The 20,669-nt window shown below is 62.3% G+C and carries 21 protein-coding genes; 17 read left to right on the forward strand and 4 right to left on the reverse strand.

All coding sequences use genetic code 11. The annotated features are described in order from the left end of the window. The first annotated feature begins 9 nt into the window (after positions 1-9). Positions 10-990: a S49 family peptidase gene (locus SCL_RS06710; RefSeq protein ID WP_096360503.1), complete on the forward strand. Its 981-nt coding sequence runs from the start codon at positions 10-12 to the stop codon at positions 988-990. A gap of 81 nt (positions 991-1,071) precedes the next feature. Here SCL_RS06710 and SCL_RS06715 read toward each other — a convergent pair whose 3' ends face one another. The 3 genes from SCL_RS06715 to SCL_RS06725 all read right to left on the reverse strand — a co-directional run bounded on the left by SCL_RS06715 (position 1,072) and on the right by SCL_RS06725 (position 5,019). Beyond that, a complete protein-coding gene (locus SCL_RS06715) occupies positions 1,072-1,647 on the reverse strand; it encodes a Maf family protein (RefSeq protein WP_096360504.1) in 576 nt (191 codons plus the stop codon). A gap of 96 nt (positions 1,648-1,743) precedes the next feature. Next, complete coding sequence (gene oadA / locus SCL_RS06720) at positions 1,744-3,585, reverse strand: sodium-extruding oxaloacetate decarboxylase subunit alpha (protein ID WP_096360505.1); 1,842 nt, start codon at positions 3,583-3,585, stop codon at positions 1,744-1,746. Positions 3,586-3,600: 15 nt separating this feature from the next. Next, entirely contained in the window at positions 3,601-5,019 is a 1,419-nt protein-coding gene (locus tag SCL_RS06725) for an acetyl-CoA carboxylase biotin carboxylase subunit (protein ID WP_096360506.1), read from the reverse strand. 240 nt (positions 5,020-5,259) lie between these two features. Here SCL_RS06725 and SCL_RS06730 point away from each other — a divergent pair, with 240 nt between their 5' ends. The 15 genes from SCL_RS06730 to SCL_RS06800 all read left to right on the forward strand — a co-directional run bounded on the left by SCL_RS06730 (position 5,260) and on the right by SCL_RS06800 (position 17,905). Continuing rightward, entirely contained in the window at positions 5,260-5,811 is a 552-nt protein-coding gene (locus SCL_RS06730) for a YceD family protein (RefSeq protein WP_096360507.1), read from the forward strand. Positions 5,812-5,843: 32 nt separating this feature from the next. Next, a complete protein-coding gene (gene rpmF / locus SCL_RS06735; RefSeq protein ID WP_096360508.1) occupies positions 5,844-6,023 on the forward strand; it encodes a 50S ribosomal protein L32 in 180 nt (59 codons plus the stop codon). Positions 6,024-6,061: 38 nt separating this feature from the next. Beyond that, positions 6,062-7,081: a phosphate acyltransferase PlsX gene (gene plsX / locus SCL_RS06740; protein WP_197702738.1), complete on the forward strand. Its 1,020-nt coding sequence runs from the start codon at positions 6,062-6,064 to the stop codon at positions 7,079-7,081. Next, on the forward strand, positions 7,078-8,055 hold the full coding sequence (locus SCL_RS06745) for a beta-ketoacyl-ACP synthase III (protein ID WP_096360509.1): 978 nt from the start codon (positions 7,078-7,080) through the stop codon (positions 8,053-8,055). The genes plsX and SCL_RS06745 overlap by 4 nt, the downstream gene beginning before the upstream one ends. 136 nt (positions 8,056-8,191) lie before the next feature. Next, the gene (fabD, locus tag SCL_RS06750) at positions 8,192-9,133 is read left to right on the forward strand and encodes an ACP S-malonyltransferase (RefSeq protein ID WP_096360510.1); all 942 of its coding nucleotides are present in this window, start codon (positions 8,192-8,194) and stop codon (positions 9,131-9,133) included. 110 nt (positions 9,134-9,243) lie between these two features. Then, the gene (fabG, locus tag SCL_RS06755; RefSeq protein ID WP_096360511.1) at positions 9,244-9,987 is read left to right on the forward strand and encodes a 3-oxoacyl-ACP reductase FabG; all 744 of its coding nucleotides are present in this window, start codon (positions 9,244-9,246) and stop codon (positions 9,985-9,987) included. A 119-nt stretch (positions 9,988-10,106) separates the two neighbouring features. Further along, the gene (acpP, locus tag SCL_RS06760; protein WP_096360512.1) at positions 10,107-10,343 is read left to right on the forward strand and encodes an acyl carrier protein; all 237 of its coding nucleotides are present in this window, start codon (positions 10,107-10,109) and stop codon (positions 10,341-10,343) included. Between the two features lie 98 nt (positions 10,344-10,441). Beyond that, entirely contained in the window at positions 10,442-11,686 is a 1,245-nt protein-coding gene (gene fabF, locus SCL_RS06765; RefSeq protein WP_172425952.1) for a beta-ketoacyl-ACP synthase II, read from the forward strand. 53 nt (positions 11,687-11,739) lie between these two features. Continuing rightward, positions 11,740-13,089: an aminodeoxychorismate synthase component I gene (locus SCL_RS06770; protein ID WP_096361883.1), complete on the forward strand. Its 1,350-nt coding sequence runs from the start codon at positions 11,740-11,742 to the stop codon at positions 13,087-13,089. A 111-nt stretch (positions 13,090-13,200) separates the two neighbouring features. Beyond that, positions 13,201-14,019 carry an aminodeoxychorismate lyase gene (pabC, locus tag SCL_RS06775; protein ID WP_096360513.1) on the forward strand — a complete coding sequence of 273 codons (819 nt, stop codon included), beginning with the start codon at positions 13,201-13,203 and terminating at the stop codon, positions 14,017-14,019. Further along, positions 14,000-15,052 (forward strand): endolytic transglycosylase MltG, encoded by a 1,053-nt coding sequence (gene mltG / locus SCL_RS06780; RefSeq protein WP_096360514.1) that lies wholly within the window; start codon positions 14,000-14,002, stop codon positions 15,050-15,052. Before pabC ends, mltG begins: the two co-directional genes overlap by 20 nt. 9 nt (positions 15,053-15,061) lie before the next feature. After that, positions 15,062-15,691 (forward strand): dTMP kinase, encoded by a 630-nt coding sequence (gene tmk / locus SCL_RS06785; protein ID WP_096360515.1) that lies wholly within the window; start codon positions 15,062-15,064, stop codon positions 15,689-15,691. Next, positions 15,681-16,697 (forward strand): DNA polymerase III subunit delta', encoded by a 1,017-nt coding sequence (locus tag SCL_RS06790; protein ID WP_172425953.1) that lies wholly within the window; start codon positions 15,681-15,683, stop codon positions 16,695-16,697. Before tmk ends, SCL_RS06790 begins: the two co-directional genes overlap by 11 nt. Positions 16,698-16,716: 19 nt before the next feature. Continuing rightward, entirely contained in the window at positions 16,717-17,121 is a 405-nt protein-coding gene (locus SCL_RS06795; protein ID WP_096360517.1) for a PilZ domain-containing protein, read from the forward strand. A gap of 1 nt (position 17,122) precedes the next feature. Next, the gene (locus SCL_RS06800) at positions 17,123-17,905 is read left to right on the forward strand and encodes a TatD family hydrolase (RefSeq protein ID WP_096360518.1); all 783 of its coding nucleotides are present in this window, start codon (positions 17,123-17,125) and stop codon (positions 17,903-17,905) included. 27 nt (positions 17,906-17,932) lie between these two features. Here the strand turns inward: SCL_RS06800 and SCL_RS06805 are convergent, their stop codons facing one another. Further along, positions 17,933-18,400 carry a universal stress protein gene (locus tag SCL_RS06805; RefSeq protein ID WP_148665017.1) on the reverse strand — a complete coding sequence of 156 codons (468 nt, stop codon included), beginning with the start codon at positions 18,398-18,400 and terminating at the stop codon, positions 17,933-17,935. Positions 18,401-18,710: 310 nt separating this feature from the next. Here SCL_RS06805 and glgB point away from each other — a divergent pair, with 310 nt between their 5' ends. Then, positions 18,711-20,669, forward strand: coding sequence for a 1,4-alpha-glucan branching protein GlgB (gene glgB / locus SCL_RS06810; protein WP_096360520.1), 1,959 nt, complete (start codon positions 18,711-18,713; stop codon positions 20,667-20,669).

A 20,669-nucleotide genomic window follows, 5' to 3' on the forward strand; every position in this document is an offset into this window, starting at 1 on the left:
GTTATTTCCATGACAGACGATACCGATTCCACCGTTCCGCCCGGCGCCGCCGGCCGTTCCCCGCGCTGGGAGCGCGATCTGCTCGAGCGCCTGGCGTTTGCCGCCGTCACCGAACAGCGCCGCGCGCGGCGCTGGGGCATTTTCTTCAAGCTGTTCTTCGCCGCCTACCTGGTGCTGATTCTGGTGCTGGCGCAGTCGGACAGCTGGAGCGGCAAGTCGCTGGCGACCAGCCACACGGCCCTGATCGACATCGAAGGCGTGATCAGCGCCGACAGCCTGGCGAACGCCGACAACGTCATTTCCGGTTTACGCGCGGCGTATGAGAACAAGTCGACGCAGGGGATCGTGATACGCGCCAACAGCCCCGGCGGCAGCCCGGTGCAGGCGGGTTATATCAACGACGAGATCAAACGCCTGCGGGCCAAGTATCCGAAGATCCCCCTGTATGCCGTGATCGGCGACATGTGCGCTTCCGGTTGTTACTACGTGGTCGCGGCCGCCGACAAGATCTATGCCGACAAGGCCAGCATCGTCGGCTCCATTGGCGTACTGATGAACGGTTTCGGATTCGTGGACACCATGAAGAAAGTCGGCGTGGAACGCCGGCTCATGACGGCGGGTGAGCACAAGGGTTTTCTCGATCCGTTCGGGCCGGTGAAACCGGCGGAAGCGAAACTCGCCCAGCAGATGCTGGACGAAATTCATCGGCAATTTATCGAAACGGTGCGCCAGGGACGCGGCAAGGCACTGAAAGAGACCAAGGACATGTTCTCGGGGCTCTTCTGGACCGGCGAGGAGGCGATCAAGCTGGGGTTGGTGGACAGCCTCGGCGGCGCCAGTTACGTCGCGCGCGAGGTGATCGGCGCGGAAGATATTGTCGACTATACCTATCGCGAAAACGTCTTCGACCGTTTCGCGCGGCGTCTCGGCACCGCCATGGCACAGACCATCGGCACCGATCTCCTCAGCCGCACCCCAAGCTTAAGATAGGTTAACCACCAAGACGCCAAGAGCGCCAAGAGATTGCAAATTTAATCTTGCTTTTCTTGGCGTCCTTGGCGCCTTGGCGGTTCAAATTATTTTTATCCCTTCGTTTTCGAGCATCCGCACCAGTCGGATGAGCGGCAGGCCGATCAGCGTATTCGGGTCGTCGCCCTCGAATTTTTCCAGCAATGCAATTCCCAGCCCTTCTGACTTGACGCTGCCGGAGCAGGAGTAGGGCTGTTCCTTGTGCAGATAGGCTTCTATCTGTGCGTCCGTCAACGCGCGGAATGTCACGCGATAGGGGATGACCTCGCGCTGAATGCGCTGGGTGTCGGCGTTGATCAGCGCCAGCCCGGTATAGAGCGTGACGGTACGGCCGGAGGCCTCGCGCAATTGCTGCGCGGCCTTGTCATGGCTGTGCGGCTTGCCGACGATGTTGCCGTTATAGACCGCCACCTGATCCGATCCGATCACCAGAACGCCGCGCGTTTTTCCAGCGATCTTCTGCGCCTTCTCGATGGCCAGCCGCTCCACCAGTTTGTCCGGCGTCTCGCCGGGATGCGGCGTCTCATCCACCTCGGGCGCCGTCACCTCGAAGGGAATTTTCAGACGCTCCAGCAGCTCGCGGCGATAGGGCGAGGAGGAAGCCAGAATGAGTTTCATAAGATGATTAACCGCCAAGACGCCAAGGACGCCAAGAAGAACAAGATTAAATTCACATCATCTTGGCGCTCTTGGCGTCTTGGCGGTTCAAAATTCTTATTCAATCTCTACCAGCGCTTCGTCGGGGTTGACGCTGTCGCCCTTGGTGACGTTCACCGCCTTGACCGTGCCGGCGACCGGCGCCGGGACTTCGTTTTCCATTTTCATGGCTTCGACCACCAGCACCGGATCGCCGGCCTTTACCTTGACGCCGGCCTTGACCAGGATGTCCACGATGGTGCCGGGCATGGAGCTGGTGACATGGCCTTCCTTCGACGCTTTCGGCCGCTTCGATCCCCGGGAAGCGCGGCGCGTATCCACCATGCCGGCCTCGGTCGGGACGGTCTCGGTGAGCGTTTCGATGAGAATCTGTTCCGGCACGCCGTCGACCGAGACGAAAAACGGGCGCTGTTCCTCGCTCTTGTGTCCGGCGCCGGTGACGCGTATGTGATAGGTCTCGCCGTGCATGGTGACATTGAAGTCGGTCGGCGCGTAGGCGGGCAGGGCCGTGGCCTCGGCGGATTTTGGCGGCTTGAGTTCCTCCGGCTTGAGCGTGCCGGCGGCGCGCTCTTCGAGGAACTTGCGCCCGATCTCAGGGAACATGGCGTAGGTGAGCACGTCTTCCTCGCTCCTGGCGAGTTCGCCGATTTCATCGCGCAGGCGATGCATCTCTGGCTTGAGCTTGTCCGCCGGACGGCAGGTGATGACCTCCTCGTTGCCGATGGCCATGCTGCGCACGGTTTCGTTGATCTTGCCCGGCGCCTTGCCGTAGCGGCCTTGCAGGTAGAGCTTCACCTCGTTGGTGATGCTCTTGTAGCGTTTGCCGGTGAGCACGTTGAGCACCGCCTGGGTGCCGACGATCTGCGACGTCGGCGTGACCAGCGGCGGGAAGCCGAGGTCCTCGCGCACGCGCGGTATTTCCGCCAGCACCTCGTTCATGCGGTTGAGCGCTCCCTGTTCCTTGAGCTGATTCGACAGGTTCGAGATCATGCCGCCCGGCACCTGGCTCACCTGCACGCGCGTGTCGATTTCGGCGTATTCGCTCTCGAACTGGTGGTATTTCTTGCGCACCTCGCGGAAATAGAAGCCGATTTCCTGCAACTGTTCGAGATTGAGACCGGTGTCGTAGGGCGTTTCACGCAGGGCCACCACCATGCTTTCGGTCGGCGAATGGCTGGTGCCCCAGGACAACGACGAGATCGCGGTATCGATATGGCGCGCGCCGTGCTCGACCGCGAGATACATGCAGATGTTGGCCACGCCGACGGTGGTGTGCGAGTGGAAGGCGAGCGGCACTTTCACCGCCTTCGACAGGGCCTGGTACAGTTCCACGGTGCGCGCCGGCGTGATCAGCCCGGCCATGTCCTTGATGGCGATGGTCTGGCACCCCATCTTTTCCATCTCGCGCGCGATTTCCACGAAATGCTCGATGGTGTGCACCGGGCTGGTGGTGTAGCAAATGGCGCCCTGTGCGTGTTTCCCGGCCTTGAGCACGGCCTTGACCGAGACCTCGATATTGCGCATGTCGTTCATGGCGTCGAAGATGCGGAACACGTCCACGCCGCATTCCGCCGACTTCTTCACGAAGGCCTCGACCACGTCGTCGGAGTAGTGGCGGTAACCGAGCAGGTTCTGGCCGCGCAGCAGCATCTGCAGTGGTGTCTTCGGCAGCGCTTGTTTCAGCTTGCGCAGCCGTTCCCACGGGTCTTCCTTGAGGAAGCGCAGGCAGGTGTCGAAGGTGGCGCCGCCCCAGGCCTCGAGCGACCAGTAGCCGACCTTGTCGAGCTTGTCGCAGATCGGCAGCATGTCCTCGGTGCGCATGCGCGTGGCGAGCAGAGACTGGTGCGCGTCGCGCAGCACCAGATCCGTCACCATAACTTTTTTGGATGAAGACGCCATGATTGTTCCTGCCTCTTACAAACCGTGATGCGCCGCGATCGCCGCGCCGATGGCGGCGGCCAGATCGGCGGGCGGACGCCGGATCGAATAGTTTAACAGTTCCGGATGTTTTTCGATGAATCCGGTGTCGAATTTCCCCGCCTGGAATTCCGCGGTGCCGAGGATTTCCAGGTAGAAGGGTTTGGTGGTTTTGACGCCGTGCACGCCCATGTCGAGCAGCGCGCGCCGCGCGCGCGCCAGCGCCTTGTCCCAGGTGAGCGCCCAGACCGTGAGCTTGGCGCACATGGAGTCGTAGTGCGGCGGGAACTCATAGCCGGTGTAGATCGCGGCGTCGGTGCGCACGCCCGGGCCGCCGGGCGCGTAGTAGCGCGTGATGCGGCCGTAGCTCGGCAGGAAGTCGTTCTTCGGATCCTCGGCGTTGATGCGGAACTGGATGGCGTAACCGCGCCGCTGGATCTGGTCCTGCGCGTAGGAAAGCGGTTGCCCCTCGGCGATGCGAATCTGTTCCTGCACGATGTCCACGCCGGTGATCTGTTCCGTGATGGTGTGCTCCACCTGCAGGCGGGTGTTCATCTCCATGAAATAAAAGCGACCTTCCTGATCGAACAGGAATTCGACGGTGCCGGCGTTTTCGTAGTTGACGCAGCGGGCCGCGCGCACACCGAGGTCGCACACCGCGGCACGCTGTTCCTCGGTGAGCTGGGGCGAGGGCGCGATCTCGATCAGTTTCTGGTGGCGCCGCTGGATGGAGCAGTCGCGCTCGAACAGATGAATCATGTTGCCGTGCTTGTCGCCGAGCACCTGCACCTCGATATGGCGCGGGTTGACGATGGCCTTTTCCAGGAACACCTCGGCGCTGCCAAAGGCCTTGGTGGCTTCCGACACCACGCGTTCGTAGGCGCGCTTGAGTTCATCCTCGTCGTTGCAGCGACGGATACCGCGCCCGCCGCCGCCCGAGGTGGCCTTGAGCATCACCGGATAGCCGATTTTTTTGGCCAGCTTCAGGGCCTCGTTGACATCTTTGAGATTGCCCTCGCTGCCCGGCACTACCGGCACGCCGGCGGCGATCATGGCGGCACGCGCCTGGGTCTTGTCACCCATGCGGCGGATGGCGTCCACGGACGGGCCGATATAGATAATCCCGCGCCGATTGCAGACTTCCGTCAGTTGCGGGTTTTCCGAGAGAAAGCCGTAGCCGGGATGCAGGGCGTCACAACCGGTGGCGACCGCCAGGTTCACGATACGATGGGCATTGAGATAGCCGCCCACCGGGTCCGGGCCGACGTTGTAGGCCTCATCGGCTTTTTTGACGTGCAGCGCATGACGGTCGGCATCGGTGTAGATGGCGACGGATTTGATGCCCATTTCGGCGCAGGCGCGCACCACGCGCACCGCGATTTCGCCGCGGTTGGCAACCAGAATCTTTTTAATCAAGCTGAAACTCCGCTGAGCTGACCTGCCGGCGGCCGTCACGGCGCCGTGCCTCGTTTTGTACGGAAAGGGGGCGGACCTGTCAATAACATTTACTGCCCGCCGACACGTCTAAAACCCTATTTTGACACAAGTTTGCCGCGAATATATGATGCGCGGCCTGTATCCGGCCGCCTGCCCGTCAAAGTCCCCGCTTTTGGGGGATTACTCGAAGCGGACAAGCCGCGGTTTCGTGAGGGTATCATGACGCCATCCTGGAAAGAGTCGCACGGTCATCTGCCGGTTACCATCGACCCGATCCAGCTGGCGGAGCGTGGTGCGCGTCTGACCGGCACGCTCCCGCTCAAGAGCATGCCGCGCCTGGCGCAAGGCAGCCTCGAAGGTTCGGGCGATGTGAACGTCGATCTGGCTTTCGAGCGCGAAGAGGGCCAGCAGGTGTTCGTCATGCACGGCACGCTGCGCGTGCCGCTGCGGGTTACCTGCCAGCGCTGCCTGGAAACGATGGAACTGAATCTCGAGGCCGCGCCGTGGCTGATCCTGACGAAATCGGGCGCGCGTCTGGAACCACAGGAAGGCGACGCCGACCTTCTGGTGGCGGACAAGCCGCTGTCGCTGAGCGGCCTGGTGGAGGACGAATTGCTGCTGGCGCTGCCGATGGTGCCGATGCACGCGCCGGACCAGTGCACGGTCAAAGTCCGTGCCGCGAATGTCGTCCGCGGCGCGGCCCCGGACCGGACCGAACGCGGGCGCAAAAACCCGTTTGCGGTTCTGGACCGGTTGAAGAAGACGAAATAGTACCGATTATTTTTCATTGACGAGGATTTACCATGGCCGTACAGAAAAGCCGAGTATCACCTTCCCGCCGCGGCATGCGCCGTTCGCACGACGCGCTAAAGAAGTCGGCGCTTTCGGTCGACAAGACCAGCGGCGAGACGCATCGCCGGCATCACGTCACCGCCGACGGTTATTACCGCGGCCGCAAGGTGCTGGACACCAAGCCGGAATAGCGCCGACTTGATCCGAAAGCGCTCAGGGATTTGAGAACGTGATCACGATTGCCCTCGACGCCATGGGGGGTGATCACGGTGTCTCCGTCACCGTGCCCGCGGCTCTCGCCACGCTGAGACATCAAACGGCGTTGAAGCTCATCCTCGTCGGCCAGCGCGAAGCCATCGAGACCGAACTCGCGCGCCATCACGCCACCGGCGGCGACCATATCGCCATCCATCATGCCTCCGAAGTCGTCAGCATGGACGAGCCGCCCGCCCAGGCCCTGCGCAGCAAGAAAGATTCCTCCATGCGCGTGGCCATCAACCTGGTGAAGGAAGGCGCAGCCCAGGCCACTGTTTCCGCCGGCAACACCGGCGCGCTCATGGCCACCGCGCGTTTCGTGCTCAAGACCCTGCCCGGCATCGATCGCCCGGCGATCATCACCACGCTGCCGACCATGCACGATCATGTGCACGTGCTCGACCTGGGCGCCAACGTGGACTGCACCCCGGAGCAGCTGTTGCAGTTCGCCATGATGGGTTCGATCCTGGTCGCCGCCGTGGAGGGCAAGTCCCGCCCGCGCGTGGGCCTGCTCAACGTTGGCGAGGAAGACATCAAGGGCAACGATACCGTCAAGAAGGCGCATGAACTGCTGCGCGCCAGCCCGCTCAACTATGCCGGTTTCGTCGAGGGTGACGAGATATACACCGGGGACATGGACGTGATCGTGTGCGACGGTTTTGTCGGCAACATCATGCTCAAGACCAGCGAGGGCCTGGCGCGCATGATCACCCATTTCATCAAACAGGAATTCAAGCGCAACCTGCTCACGAAGCTTTCGGCGCTGGTCGCGCTGCCGGTGTTGCAGGCGTTCCGCAAGCGCGTCGATCCGCGCCGCTACAACGGGGCCACGCTGATCGGGCTCACCGGCACGGTCATCAAGAGCCATGGCGGCGCCGATGCGCTGGCCTATGAACATGCGATTCTGGAGGCCGTGGCGGAAGTGAAGAATAACGTGCCGGCGCGCATCGGGCAGGAGCTGGCAGCCATGGCGGCCAGGGGGGCCGTGGCATGAGCCGCACCGTTTACTCCCGCATCGTCGGCACCGGCAGCTACCTGCCGGAAAAAATACTCACCAATAAAGATCTCGAGAAGATGGTGGACACCACGGATCAGTGGATCGTGGAACGCACCGGCATTCGCGAGCGCCACATCGCCGCCGATAACCAGACCACCTGCGACCTGGCAGAGCATGCGGCGCGTCGCGCTCTGGACGCCGCGGGCCTCAAGCCGGAGGACATCGACTTGATCGTGGTCGGCACCACCACGCCGGACCGCGTGTTTCCGAGCACCGCCTGCCTGCTGCAGGACCGGCTCGGCATACACGGCTGTCCGGCCTTCGACGTGCAGGCGGTGTGCACCGGTTTCGTGTATGCGCTCGCCATCGCCGACAAGTTCATCCGCACCGGCGCCGCCAAATGCGCGCTCGTGGTCGGCGCCGAGACGCTGTCGCGCATCATCGACTGGACCGATCGCGGCACCTGCGTGCTGTTCGGCGACGGTGCCGGCGCGGTCGTGATCAGGGCCTCGGAAGAACCCGGCATCATCTCCACGCACCTGCACGCCGACGGCCAGTACAAGGACCTGCTCACCGTGCCCGCGGGGATCTCGCAGGGCTACGACAAGGTGCGCAACAGCGAGGCGCACCTCAACATGGAGGGCGGCGAGGTGTTCAAGGTCGCGGTGAACACGCTCGGGCGCATCGTCGACGAGACGCTGGAGGCCAACAAGCTTCAGAAATCGGACGTCAAATGGCTGGTGCCGCACCAGGCCAACATCCGCATCATCGCCGCCACCGCGAAGAAGCTCGGCATGTCCATGGATCACGTGGTGCTCACCGTCGAGCGCCACGGCAACACCTCGGCGGCCTCGATCCCGCTCGCCTTCGACGAGGCGGTGCGCGACGGACGCATCAAGCGGGGCGAGATGATCATGATGGAGGCCTTCGGCGGCGGTTTTACCTGGGGTTCGGTATTGCTGAAGTATTGATATGAGTTTTTGACGCAAAGACGCTAAGACGCAAAGAGAAAATTCAGAATCGTTTGGTTTTCGGCGCGAAGCGCCGCTTTGCTTTCTTTGCGTCTTCGCGGCTTTGCGTCAAACAATCTTATAACTTTTTAAACATATGACATTGGCATTCGTTTTTCCTGGACAGGGTTCGCAGTCGGTCGGCATGCTGAACGCGCTGGCGGCCGAGTTTCCGGTCGTGAAAGAAACTTTCGCCGAGGCCTCGCAGACCCTGGGCAAGGACCTGTGGCAGCTGGTGGAACAGGGGCCGGAGGAAAAACTGAACCAGACCGAGATCACGCAGCCGGTCATGCTGGCGGCGGGCGTGGCGACCTGGCGCGCGTGGCTGGCCGCGAGCGGACCGTGCCCGCAATACATGGCCGGCCACAGCCTGGGCGAATACTCCGCGCTGGTGTGCAGCGAGGCGCTCGATTTTGCCGAGGCCATGAAGCTGGTCGCGGACCGCGGACGCTTCATGCAGCAGGCGGTGCCGGTCGGGCAGGGCGCCATGGCGGCGATCCTGGGCATGGAAGACGACGCCGTGCGAAAACTTTGTGAACAGGCGGCGCAGGGCGAGGTGCTCGAGGCCGTGAATTTCAATTCGCCCGGGCAGGTCGTGATCGCCGGCGCCACCGCCGCCGTGAACCGCGCCGTGGAACAGTCGAAGGCCGCCGGCGCCAAGCGCGCGATCCTGTTGCCGGTGAGCGTGCCGTCGCATTGCCGGCTCATGCATCCGGCGGCGCAACAGATGGCTGAGCGCCTGAAGCTGGCGCAGATCCGCAAGCCGCAAATACCGGTGCTCCACAATACGCACGTGCAGGCGGAATCCGACCCGGCAGCGATTAGAAATGCACTTGTGCGCCAGATAGAATCGCCGGTACGCTGGGTCGAGACCATCCAGAAAATGGCCGCCGACGGCGTCACGCGGATCGTCGAGTGCGGTCCGGGCAAGGTGCTGACCGGCCTGAACAAGCGCATCGTGAAAACCGTCGAGACGTTTCCGGTGTTCGATCCGGAAACGCTTCGTGCAGCATTCAACGCCGTTGAAAAAACGGAATAGACAGGATTAACAGGATTTACAGGATTAAATCGAAAATGCGGATTCGTTTTTGTTTTGAATCCTGTTAATCCTGTAAATCCTGTCCATTTATTTCTTAATTTGGAGTTTTTATGTTGCTGAAAGGACAGATTGCGCTGGTCACCGGCGCCAGCCGCGGCATCGGCCAGGCCATCGCGCTCGAGCTGGGCCGGCAGGGCGCGCAGGTGTTCGGCACCGCGACCTCCGACAACGGCGCGGAAAAGATCAGCGCCGTGCTGAAGGAAAAGGGTGTTGCGGGACGCGGCCTGGCGCTGGACGTGAACAGCGCGGAATCGATCGCCGCCGTTCTCTCCGAGATCGAGAAATCCGGCGGCGTGCCGACGATCCTGGTCAACAATGCCGGCATCACGCGCGACAATCTGTTGCTGCGCATGTCCGAGGAGGAGTGGGACGCCATCCTTGATACGAACCTGAAGTCGGTGTACCGCCTGAGCAAGGCCTGCCTGCGCGCCATGACCAAGGCCCGCGGCGGGCGCATCATCAGCATCAGCTCGGTAGTGGGCGCGATCGGCAACGCGGGACAGGTGAATTACGCCGCCGCCAAGGCCGGTCTCGTCGGCTTCACCAAGGCGCTGGCGCGCGAGGTCGGTTCACGCAACATCACCGTCAACGCGGTGGCGCCGGGCTTCATCGACACCGACATGACCCGTGCGTTGCCCGAGGCGCAGCGGGAGGCCTTGCTCAAGCAGATTCCCCTGGGGCGCCTGGGACTGGCCGAAGAAGTGGCCGCGGCCGTGGCATTTCTGGCCTCGCCGCAGGCGGGCTATATTACCGGTACGACCCTGCACGTGAACGGCGGGATGTACATGAACTAGAGTGGATATCTGTGTGAAAAAGGCCGGTTACATGATTGGCTGGACGGTTTTACGCAAATGGTGTTAACTATGCGCCCGCACGAGGGCAGCAACGTCAATTCTTGGAGGAATGATTACCCATGAGCAGTGTCGAAGAGCGCGTCAAGAAGATTGTCGTGGAGCAGTTGGGCGTTAACGAGGGCGAGGTCAAGCCTGCCGCCTCCTTCGTGGATGATTTGGGCGCGGATTCCCTGGATACGGTCGAGCTGGTAATGGCGCTGGAAGAGGAATTTGACTGTGAAATTCCCGATGACCAGGCGGAGAAAATCACCACCGTCCAGCAGGCCATCGACTACATCAACTCCCGTCTGAACTGATAACTCATTAGAATAAGAGGCCGTCATCCGCATCGGGTGGCGGCCTTTTGGTTTTATAAAGCGCGGCGAAGCCGCGCCCCATGATGAGGGATTCGGCCTTGAGCAAGCGGCGCGTCGTCATTACCGGACTCGGTATCCTGTCTCCCGTCGGCATCGGTGTCGCCGAAAACTGGCGCAACATCGTGGCCGGCAAAAGCGGCATCGGGCCCATCACGACGTTCGACGCCACCGGTTACCCCTCCGCCATCGCCGGCGAGGTCAAGAATTTCATTCCCTCCGCGTTCGGCATTTCCGACAAGGAAGCGCGCCGCATGGACCGCTTCATCCAGCTGGGCATGGCGGCCGGCATCGAGGCGATCAAGGACTCCGGTATCCAGGTGACCGAAGCCAACGCCGAACGCATCGGCGTGTATCTTGGTTCCGGCATCGGTGGTGTCGGCACCATCGAAGAAACCACCCTGACCATCAAGGAAAAAGGGCCGCGCCGGGTTTCGCCGTTTTACGTCCCCATGAGCATCATTAATATGATATCGGGCGACCTGTCGGTGATGTTCGGCCTCAAGGGTCCGAATCTGGCCATGGTCACCGCCTGTGCCACCGCCACCCACAGCATCGGCGATGCCGGCCGCCTGATCGAATACGGCGACGCCGACGTCATGATCGCCGGCGGCGCCGAAGCCGCTACCACGCCGACAGCGGTCGCCGGTTTCGGCAACGCCAAGGCCCTGTCCACGCGCAACGACAGCCCGGAAGCCGCCAGCCGTCCGTGGGACAAGGACCGCGACGGCTTTGTGCTCGGCGAAGGCGCGGGCGTGGTGGTGCTCGAGGAATACGAGCACGCCAGGAAGCGCGGCGCGAAAATCTATTGCGAGCTGGTCGGTTTCGGCATGAGCGGCGACGCCTACCACATGACCAGCCCGCCGGAAAACGGCGAGGGCGCGGCACGCTGCATGCGCAATGCCTTGCGCAACGCCGGCCTGAATCCCGATCAGGTCCAGTACGTCAACGCCCACGGCACTTCCACGCCGCTCGGCGACAAGGCCGAGACGCAGGCGGTCAAGGCCGCCTTCGGCGCGTACGCGCGCAAGCTCGCGGTGAGCTCGACCAAGTCCATGACCGGCCACCTGCTGGGCGCGGCCGGCGGCATCGAGGCGGTTTATTCGGCGCTCGCCGTGTATCACCAGATCGCGCCACCGACGATCAATCTGATCACTCCCGACCCGGAATGCGATCTGGATTACGTGCCGAACACGGCGCGCCAGATGAAAATTGACGTCGCCATCTCCAACTCCTTCGGTTTTGGCGGCACCAACGGGACGCTGGTGTTCCATAAACTGGCGTGAATGCCCATCCAGCCCGGAAAACCGCAATTCGCCCGGGCCACGTCTGCCGTCGCCTGACGGCCGTTCCCGATCTCGTCACGCTGCATTCCCGGTTTCCCGAACGTTACCCGCATCTGCTGGCCAGTGTGGCGCATGACACGCCACGTGCCCGCTATGACATCCTGTTTGCCTTTCCCGGAGAAACCCTGACGCTGCAGGCGGATTCCCGGCTCTATCGGGACAAACAGGATATCGGCACCGGCGATTTTCTGGACGCCTTTGACCGGGACTGGCGCGCGCAGGCGGCCAGCGAACAGAGCGTGCCCGACCATGATGCGCTGCCATTCACCGGCGGGTGGTTCATGTTTCTCGGCTATGAACTGGTCGCCCAGATCGAGCCCACGGTTACCGGGATCCGGTTTGATGCGGCATTTCCGGTGGCCTGCGCCACGCGCATGCCGGCGGCCATCATCGTCGACCACGTCCGGCAACAGGGCTGGCTGGTGTGCGAATCGGAACGGGGTGGAGAACTGCTGCCGGTGCTTGAGGAAGACTGCCTGGCGCCGGAGCTGGGGAGCATGGCGGCAGCGACGCCGCCGCCCATCGTTGACGAGGAAGAGCCGCAACGCTTTCTCGGTCACGTGCGCACGGCGCAGGAATACATCCGGGACGGTGACGTGTTTCAGGTGAACCTCTCGCGTCTTTGGCGCGCGACGTTGCGATCACCTGTGAGTCCGGCGGCCCTGTATCGCCGGCTGTGCGCGGCCAATCCGGCGCCGTTCGCCGGGCTGATGACCTGGAGCAATGATCGCGCCGTGATCAGCTCGTCGCCGGAGCGCCTGGTGGCCGTGCGCGGACGCCGCGTGCACACGCGCCCAATCGCGGGCACTTACCCGCGCAGCCCCGATGCGGGGCAGGATCGTGCGCTGTCGCAAGACCTGTTGCGCCATCCCAAGGAGCGCGCCGAGCATGTGATGCTGATCGACCTCGAACGCAATGATCTCGGGCGCGTGTGCCGCACCGGGTCGGTGCAGGTCAGTGAATTCATGTCGCTCGAGTCCTATCGCCATGTGCACCATATTGTCTCCGAAGTCGGCGGTGAGCTGCGCGACGGCATCACGCCGGCGCAGGTGATTCGCGCGGTGTTTCCGGGTGGCACCATCACCGGTTGCCCCAAGGTGCGCTGCATGCAGATCATCGCCGAGCTGGAGCAAGCGCCGCGCGCGGCCTATACCGGGTCCATGGGATATATCAATCGCGATGGCAGCCTGGATCTGAATATCCTGATTCGCACCATCATGTGTCGCGGACCGGAGATTTCCCTGCGTGCCGGCGCCGGCATCGTGGCCGACTCCATTCCGGAACGCGAATTGGCGGAGACCCGTGCCAAGGCGCGGGGCATGCTCGCGGCACTGGGAGTCTAATGATTTATATGATCATCTGCCGCAAAGGATGCAAATAAAAACTCAAGAGGATAAAAAACTCGTGAAATCTTTGCGATCTTTGCGTCTTTGCGGCGAGAAATAATATTTCGAATGAAAATACTGATTAATGGCGAACCCGGCGAAAGCATTTCGGTGCTGGACCGCGGCTTCCAGTACGGCGACGGGGTTTTTGAAACACTGGCGGTAGCCAATGGTCAGCCGCTGCTGTGGGACCGGCATATGCGGCGTTTTTTTCACGGCGCCATGCGGCTCGGCATTCAGGCGCCGGCCGAGGGACTGCTGCGCCGCGAGGCTGAACAGGTCTGCCGTGGCGCGTCGCGAGGCGTGTTGAAGATCATGCTCACGCGCGGCGTATCCGGGCGGGGTTACGCGCCCGGTCCTGAAGCGGCGCCGACGCGTACCGTCGGTCTGCTCCCATGGCCGGATTATCCCGCGACGTATCGAACCGATGGCGTGAACGTGCAGTTCTGTCATACCCTCATTACACGGCACAATATTCTGGCGGGACTCAAGCATCTCAACCGGCTCGAGCAGATCCTGGCGCGCATGGAATTGAAGGACGGCTGCGCCGAGGGCCTGATGCAGGACGAGACCGGCCATGTCATCGAAGGCACTATGACGAATCTGTTCGTCGTATCACGCGGCACGCTGCTGACGCCGGACCTGAAGTCCAGCGGCGTGACCGGCGTAATGCGCGGCCTGGTGCTGGAACGTGCCCCCGCGCTTTCGATAGACTGTCGCGTCACCGGAATCAAACGGGAGAATATTCTGGATGCGGACGAGGTGTTTCTGACCAACAGCCTTATCGGGGTATGGCCGGTGCGCCGCATTGATTCGCGGGAATACCCCGCAGGCACCGTCACCCGGCAGATCCAGGAGGTCATGCGCGATGCCACCGTGGCTGATTAGACTCGCCGTCGCCCTGCTGATCGCGGTCGTCGTCGGCAACGGCTATCTGTTCTGGGCCTGGAACCACGCGCTCGAGCCGGGAGCGGAAATCTACGAGGTCAAACCCGGCATGCCGCTGCGCAGTTTCGCGCGCGAGCTGAGCGCGCGCGGCGTGCTGCCGGAAAGCCATTCCTTCGTGTGGCTGGCGCACCTGACCGGCCGCGACCGCGGCCTCAAGCCCGGCGAATACCGGTTCCGCGACGGTATGACGGCGCGCGAACTGCTCGACCAGATTGTCGCCGGCCGTGTGATCGAGTATCCCGTGGTGCTGCTTGAGGGTTGGACATTCCAGCAGTTCCTGGCGACGATCCGCGCGGCTCCCAAACTGACTCAGGCCCTTGCCGGGATGTCGCCGGCGACCATCATGGAGCGTTTGGGTCGCCCCGGCGAACACCCGGAAGGCCGGTTCTTTCCCGCCACTTATTATTACTCCTCCGGCCAGACCGACATCATGGTCCTGGCGAATGCCTATGAAAAAATGCAGCAACTCCTGCAACGCGAGTGGGAAGGGCGCGAGAACAACCTGCCGCTCAAGAATGCATACGAAGCGCTGATCCTGGCGTCCATCGTGGAGAAGGAGACGGGCCGCGCTGACGAACGCCGCCTGATTGCCGGCGTCTTCATCAACCGCTTGCGCCATGGCATGCGGCTGCAGACCGATCCGACCGTGATTTACGGCATGGGAAAAAGCTTCGACGGCAACCTGCGACTGAAGGATCTGCGGCGCGACACGCCGTACAACACCTACACGCGCCGGGGACTGCCGCCGACGCCGGTGGCGATGCCGGGCAAGGAGTCATTGCAGGCGGCGTTGCATCCGATGGTGACAGGCGCGCTGTTTTTTGTCGCCCGCGGCGATGGCAGCCATGAATTTTCTTCCACGCTGGCAGAACACAACCTGGCTGTGCTCAAATACCAGATGAAAGGAAAGCCGCGCAAGGCTCCGGCGCCAGCCGTTCCGTCCGCGCGCGAACAGAACCCGAAACCGAACTGAACCCATAACATGCCGCGTGGTTTATTCATCACCCTGGAAGGCGGCGAGGGCGCCGGCAAAAGCACCAACCTGGCTTTCATCCACCAGTGGTTGCAACGCGCCGGCCATGCGGTCGTGGTCACGCGCGAGCCGGGCGGTACCGAACTGGGCGAACGGGTGCGCGATATTCTGTTGCACAGCAGGGAGCTCCATATCACGCCGGAAACCGAAATGCTGCTGATGTTCGCCGCACGCGCCGAGCATCTGGCCAAGGTGATACGTCCGGCGCTCGCCGCCGGCAAGGCGGTGCTGTGCGACCGTTTCACCGACGCGACTTATGCCTACCAGGGCGGCGGTCGCGGTCTGCCGGCGGAGCGGATCGCGTCGATGGAAACCCGGGTGCAGGGCGATCTCCGGCCGGACCTGACTTTGTTGCTCGACCTTCCCGTGGAGGCGGGTCGTGAGCGTGCCGGGCAGCGCGGCGCACCTGATCGTTTCGAACGCGAGAACAACGAATTTTTTTCGCGAGTACGCGAAACCTATCTGGCGCGCGCCCGGGCTGAACCGGCGCGCATGCGCATCATCGACGCCAGCCGCCCGCTGGAGCAGGTGGAACGGCAGATCACCGCCACGCTCGAGGAATTTGTTCGTGACCGCTGACGAAAACACGACACTCAATTTCTCCACGGCACCGGAGCGTTACCCCTGGCACAATGCCCTCTGGTCGACGCTGGCGCGCCAGTTCGACCAGCTGCCGCATGCGTTGCTGCTGCAAGGACGTCCCGGCCTGGGAAAACATGCCTTTGCGGTGCAGCTGGCGCAGGCGCTGCTGTGCGAACAGCCCCGGGATGGCGTTGCCTGCGGGCACTGTCATGCCTGCCGTCTTTTCGCTGCCGGCGCCCACCCGGATATCTCCAGCGTCGGACTGGTGGATGACGCCAAGAGCATCACGGTCGACCAGATTCGCGCGCTCGGTGATTTTCTGTCATTGCGACCACATACGGCCACGCGCAAAGTCGTGTTGATATCCCCGGCGGAGGCCATGAACATCAATGCCGCCAACAGCCTGCTCAAGTTGCTGGAAGAGCCGCCGCTCGGCAGCATGCTGCTGCTGGTCACGAGCCATCCGGCACGCCTGCCGGCCACGATACGCAGCCGTTGCGCCCGGCTGCTGTTCCGGCTGCCGGCGCCTGCCGTGGGACAGGCCTGGCTGCAGGTCCGGCACGATGCCAGGAGCGATTCCGCGCTGTTGCTGAGACTGGCCGGCGGCGCGCCGCTGTTGGCCGAAACCCTGGGGCGGGAAGAATTTCCGGCCACGCGCGCCAGGCTGTTGCAGGACATGATGGCGCTGTCCCTGGGACGGGAACATCCGGTCACGTGCGCGGCGCGCTGGAAGGGTCTGGGAACCGGGCGCACGCTCGGCTGGCTCCACGGTTTTGTCTCGGACCAGATTAAAATCCGCCTCGGGGCGCCGGCATCGACACTGTTGAACCCCGAACTCGCGGCCTCTGGCGCCGCTGAAAAAAACAAATACAAAATTAGCGAGTTATATGGTTTTATTGATGCTATTCTTGAGAAATATCGGCAACTCAACAGCCCGCTCGACGAACTTTTGATGCTCGAGGACATTTTGATACGCTGGGTTCGTTTGAGCCGTCTACAATGAAAATGAGCCGTAGTTTTCTATGAACGACAAAACCACCACACCGCATACCGCCGGCGCTGCCAAGGCGGTCAAACCCTTGCCGGTCGCCGCGCGGCCGGGCGTACTGTCCCTGACCATCAAGGACAAAAATGCCCTGTATGCCGCCTACATGCCGTTCGTGAAAGGCGGTGGCATCTTCGTCCCGAGCAACCGGCCGTACAAGCTGGGCGAAGAAGTGTTCATGCTGCTGACGCTGATGGACAGCAAGGAAAAGATTCCGGTCGCCGGACACGTGGTGTGGGTCACGCCGCCGGGCGCGCAGGGCAGTCGCACCGCCGGCATCGGCATCCAGTTCAGCGAGAAGGATTCGGGCATCGCGCGCAACAAGATCGAAGGCATCCTCGCCGGCGCGCTCAATTCCGACCGGCTCACGCACACGATGTAACGTGACGCCGCTCGTCGACTCTCACTGCCATCTCAATTTCGAACCTCTAAACGCCGGCCTGGAAGATGTGCTCCAGCGCGCCCGGGACAACGGGGTCGGACACATGCTGTGCGTGTCAGTCACGCTGGAAACCTTTCCCGAGATACGCGCGCTGGCGCACGGTCATGCGAACCTGTTCGCCTCGGTGGGTGTGCATCCCAACGAACGGGAAGGGCGTGAACCTTCCGTGGAGGACCTGACCAGTCTTGCGGATGACGCGCGCGTGGTCGCCATTGGCGAGACCGGCCTCGACTATTACCGCAGCCAGGGCGATATGGGCTGGCAGCAGGAACGTTTCCGCCGGCACATCCGCGCAGCGAAAAAATCCGGCAAGCCCCTGATCATCCATACCCGCGAGGCCGCCGCGGATACGTTGCGCATCATGCGCGAGGAGAGGGCGGAGGAGATCGGCGGCGTGATGCACTGCTTCACCGAGAGCCGGGACGTCGCGCATGTGGCGCTGGATCTCGGTTTTTACATTTCCTTTTCCGGCATCGTGACCTTCCGCAATGCCGAGGCCTTGCGCGAGGTGGCGAAACAGGTTCCGCAGGACCGGTTATTGATCGAGACCGACGCGCCTTATCTGGCGCCAGTACCGTTTCGCGGAAAGACCAATGAGCCGGCGTTCGTGAAACACGTGGCGGAGTGCCTGGCCACGTTGCGCGCCACGAGTTTCGAAGACATCGCCGAACACACGACCCGCAACTTCTTCGCGCTTTTCAGGCAGGCGAAACCGCCCGCGTGACGAAGCCTTCAGGCGGCGTCGCGTACGTTATTGTTTTTTCTTCCCGCGGTGCTGACTTTTCCTGGAAGGCTGGACCAGCAGAACCGGGACCGGAGCGGTACGTGCCACCAGCCCGGCGTCGCTGCCGAGCAGCAGTCGGTTGAAACCGCGACGCCCGTGTGTACCCATTACGATCACGTCGGCTTTCCATTTACCGGCCTCTTTCACGATCGTGTCCGCTGCGCGGCCCGTGAGATTTTCCACCATGCGCGAGTCGGCCTGTATCTCCTGTTTTTTAACCCGAGCCATGATTTGCCTGATCAGTTTTCTGCCTGACTCGCGGAATTTCCCGGCGGTCGCCGTGAACATGCTGTGTTCGCGGGAAAAGGCGATGCCATCCACTACGTGCAGCACACGCAGTTTGGCGTCGCTGGCCCTGGCCAGCCGCATGGCCTTCTCCAGGCCGTTCATGGATGTCGCGCTGCCGTCGACGGGCACCAGAATTCGCTTGTACATGTTTTTTGTCTCCTCGACCGGACCGGGTTTTGTGGTTTTCAATTGTTTAAAGTATCAGCGATTCCCGCGATTGGCCATGTTGATCTTCGTCAAATCAATGTAGCCGCCGGAACACACGCGAAGAACAGGAAATGGATTTTCTGACATTGTGCGCCGACTATGTCGGCTGAAATCATTGATCATTTCGCGTCGCGACGCGCGACGGTTTGATCGTGGGTGGTCCATCGGTTACAGTTGACCCTGTTGTTCCTGCCGTTGTCCATTCGCGCCGCGGCGGTCGGTTTGCCCCAGAGCAGCCAGGAGACACCGTATGGCGGCAACGCCAACCAAAAATACCAAACCACAGGAAACCAGGCACGCACCAAAGGGTGCGAGCCTGTTCACCGAGCACGATATTTATCTGTTCAAGGAAGGCCGGCACTTCCGCCTGTACGACAAGTTTGGCGCGCATGCGCAGACAGTGGAAGGTGTCGCCGGGGTTTATTTCGCAGTGTGGGCGCCGAACGCGAGCCGGGTGGCGGTCGTCGGGGATTTCAACGCCTGGCGTCCCGAGGCACACCCGCTGTTGCCGCGTCAGGACGATTCCGGCATCTGGGAGGGATTCGTGCCCGGTGTCAGCCGCGGCGCCCGCTACAAATATCACCTTGTCTCGCGCCACGGCAATTATCAGGTCGAGAAGACCGACCCGTTCGCGCTGCATACCGAGATCCCGCCGCGCACGGCCTCGGTCGTGTGGGAGCTGGACTACCGCTGGGATGACCAGGCGTGGATGCAGGAGCGGGGACGGGCCAATGCGCTGAATGCCCCCATGTCCGTTTACGAGGCCCATCTCGGCTCGTGGCGGCGTGTCCCGGAGGAAGGCAATCGCCCGTTGAGTTATCGCGAACATGCATCACAACTGGCGGATTACGTGCGTGACATGGGCTTCACCCATGTCGAGCTGATGCCGGTCACGGAACACCCGTTCTACGGCTCCTGGGGCTACCAGACCACGGGTTACTTCGCGCCGACGGCGCGCTATGGCACGCCGCAGGATTTCATGCACCTGGTTGACCGGCTGCACCGGAACGGCGTGGGCGTGATCCTCGACTGGGTGCCGTCGCACTTTCCCACCGATGAGCACGGGCTGGTGTATTTTGACGGCACCTGGCTGTTCGAGCACGCCGATCCCAAGCGCGGCTATCACCCGGAGTGGAGCTCGAGCATTTTCAATTACGGCCGGCACGAAGTGCGATCGATCCTGATTTCGAGCGCGCTGTTCTGGCTCGACAAATACCATATCGACGGCCTGCGGGTCGATGCGGTCGCCTCGATGCTGTATCTCGATTATGCGCGCGAGGCGGGCGAGTGGATTCCCAACGAGCACGGCGGCAAGGAAGACATCGAGGCGGTCCAGTTTCTGCGCGATCTGAACGAGGCGGTGTACCGGGATCATCCGGACACGCAGACCATCGCCGAGGAATCCACCGCCTGGCCCATGGTGTCGCGCCCGACCTGGCTCGGCGGACTCGGCTTCGGCATGAAATGGAACATGGGCTGGATGCACGACACGCTCAATTACTTTTCGCGCGACCCGGTGTACCGCAAGTTTCACCACGATCAGCTTACGTTCAGTATCTGGTACGCATTCCACGAGAATTTCGTGCTGCCGTTTTCGCATGACGAAGTCGTGCACGGAAAAGGCTCGCTGCTCAGCCGGATGCCGGGCGACGACTGGCAGAAGTTTGCCAACCTGCGCCTGCTGTTCGGTTACATGTACGGCCATCCTGGAAAAAAACTCTTGTTCATGGGCTGCGAGTTCGGTCAATGGAGAGAATGGAATCACGATCAAAGCCTGGATTGGCACCTGCTGGAGCACGCACCGCACCGCGGCATTCAGTCCTGGGTGCGTGATCTCAATCAGCTCTATCGCCGCGAACCGGCGCTGCATGCGCGCGACTTCGACCGGCAAGGATTCGAGTGGGCCGACCTGCACGACTGGGAGCACAGCATCATCAGTTTCTGCCGCCGCGGCGAAAATCCGGACGATCTCATGCTGGTGGTGTGCAACTTTACCCCCGTACCGCAGGTCAACTACCGGGTGGGCGTGCCGCGCGGCGGCTGCTGGACCGAAGCGCTCAACAGTGACGCCACGGTTTATGGCGGCAGCGGTCTGGGCAACTTGGGCGGGGTAGAGGCGGCGCCGGTGCCGGCACATGGCCGCGATTATTCGCTGGCGCTGACCCTGCCGCCACTGGCAACTTTGTATTTGAGGGCGCCACGTCTTTAA

The sequence above is a fragment of the Sulfuricaulis limicola genome, assembly GCF_002355735.1.
Taxonomy (GTDB): Bacteria; Pseudomonadota; Gammaproteobacteria; order Acidiferrobacterales; family Sulfurifustaceae; genus Sulfuricaulis; species Sulfuricaulis limicola.

Bases quoted from the DNA above. Each gene is read 5' to 3' on its own strand.
- rpmF (WP_096360508.1), top strand. From the start codon at position 5,844: ATGGCCGTACAGAAAAGCCGAGTATCACCTTCCCGCCGCGGCATGCGC.
- SCL_RS06710 (WP_096360503.1), top strand. From the start codon at position 10: ATGACAGACGATACCGATTCCACCGTTCCGCCCGGCGCCGCCGGCCGT.
- mltG (WP_096360514.1), top strand. From the start codon at position 14,000: ATGCCACCGTGGCTGATTAGACTCGCCGTCGCCCTGCTGATCGCGGTC.
- tmk (WP_096360515.1), top strand. From the start codon at position 15,062: ATGCCGCGTGGTTTATTCATCACCCTGGAAGGCGGCGAGGGCGCCGGC.
- glgB (WP_096360520.1), top strand. From the start codon at position 18,711: ATGGCGGCAACGCCAACCAAAAATACCAAACCACAGGAAACCAGGCAC.
- oadA (WP_096360505.1), bottom strand. From the start codon at position 3,585: ATGGCGTCTTCATCCAAAAAAGTTATGGTGACGGATCTGGTGCTGCGC.
- SCL_RS06795 (WP_096360517.1), top strand. From the start codon at position 16,717: ATGAACGACAAAACCACCACACCGCATACCGCCGGCGCTGCCAAGGCG.
- pabC (WP_096360513.1), top strand. From the start codon at position 13,201: ATGAAAATACTGATTAATGGCGAACCCGGCGAAAGCATTTCGGTGCTG.
- fabG (WP_096360511.1), top strand. From the start codon at position 9,244: ATGTTGCTGAAAGGACAGATTGCGCTGGTCACCGGCGCCAGCCGCGGC.
- acpP (WP_096360512.1), top strand. From the start codon at position 10,107: ATGAGCAGTGTCGAAGAGCGCGTCAAGAAGATTGTCGTGGAGCAGTTG.
- fabD (WP_096360510.1), top strand. From the start codon at position 8,192: ATGACATTGGCATTCGTTTTTCCTGGACAGGGTTCGCAGTCGGTCGGC.
- SCL_RS06805 (WP_148665017.1), bottom strand. From the start codon at position 18,400: ATGTACAAGCGAATTCTGGTGCCCGTCGACGGCAGCGCGACATCCATG.
- SCL_RS06745 (WP_096360509.1), top strand. From the start codon at position 7,078: ATGAGCCGCACCGTTTACTCCCGCATCGTCGGCACCGGCAGCTACCTG.
- SCL_RS06730 (WP_096360507.1), top strand. From the start codon at position 5,260: ATGACGCCATCCTGGAAAGAGTCGCACGGTCATCTGCCGGTTACCATC.
- SCL_RS06715 (WP_096360504.1), bottom strand. From the start codon at position 1,647: ATGAAACTCATTCTGGCTTCCTCCTCGCCCTATCGCCGCGAGCTGCTG.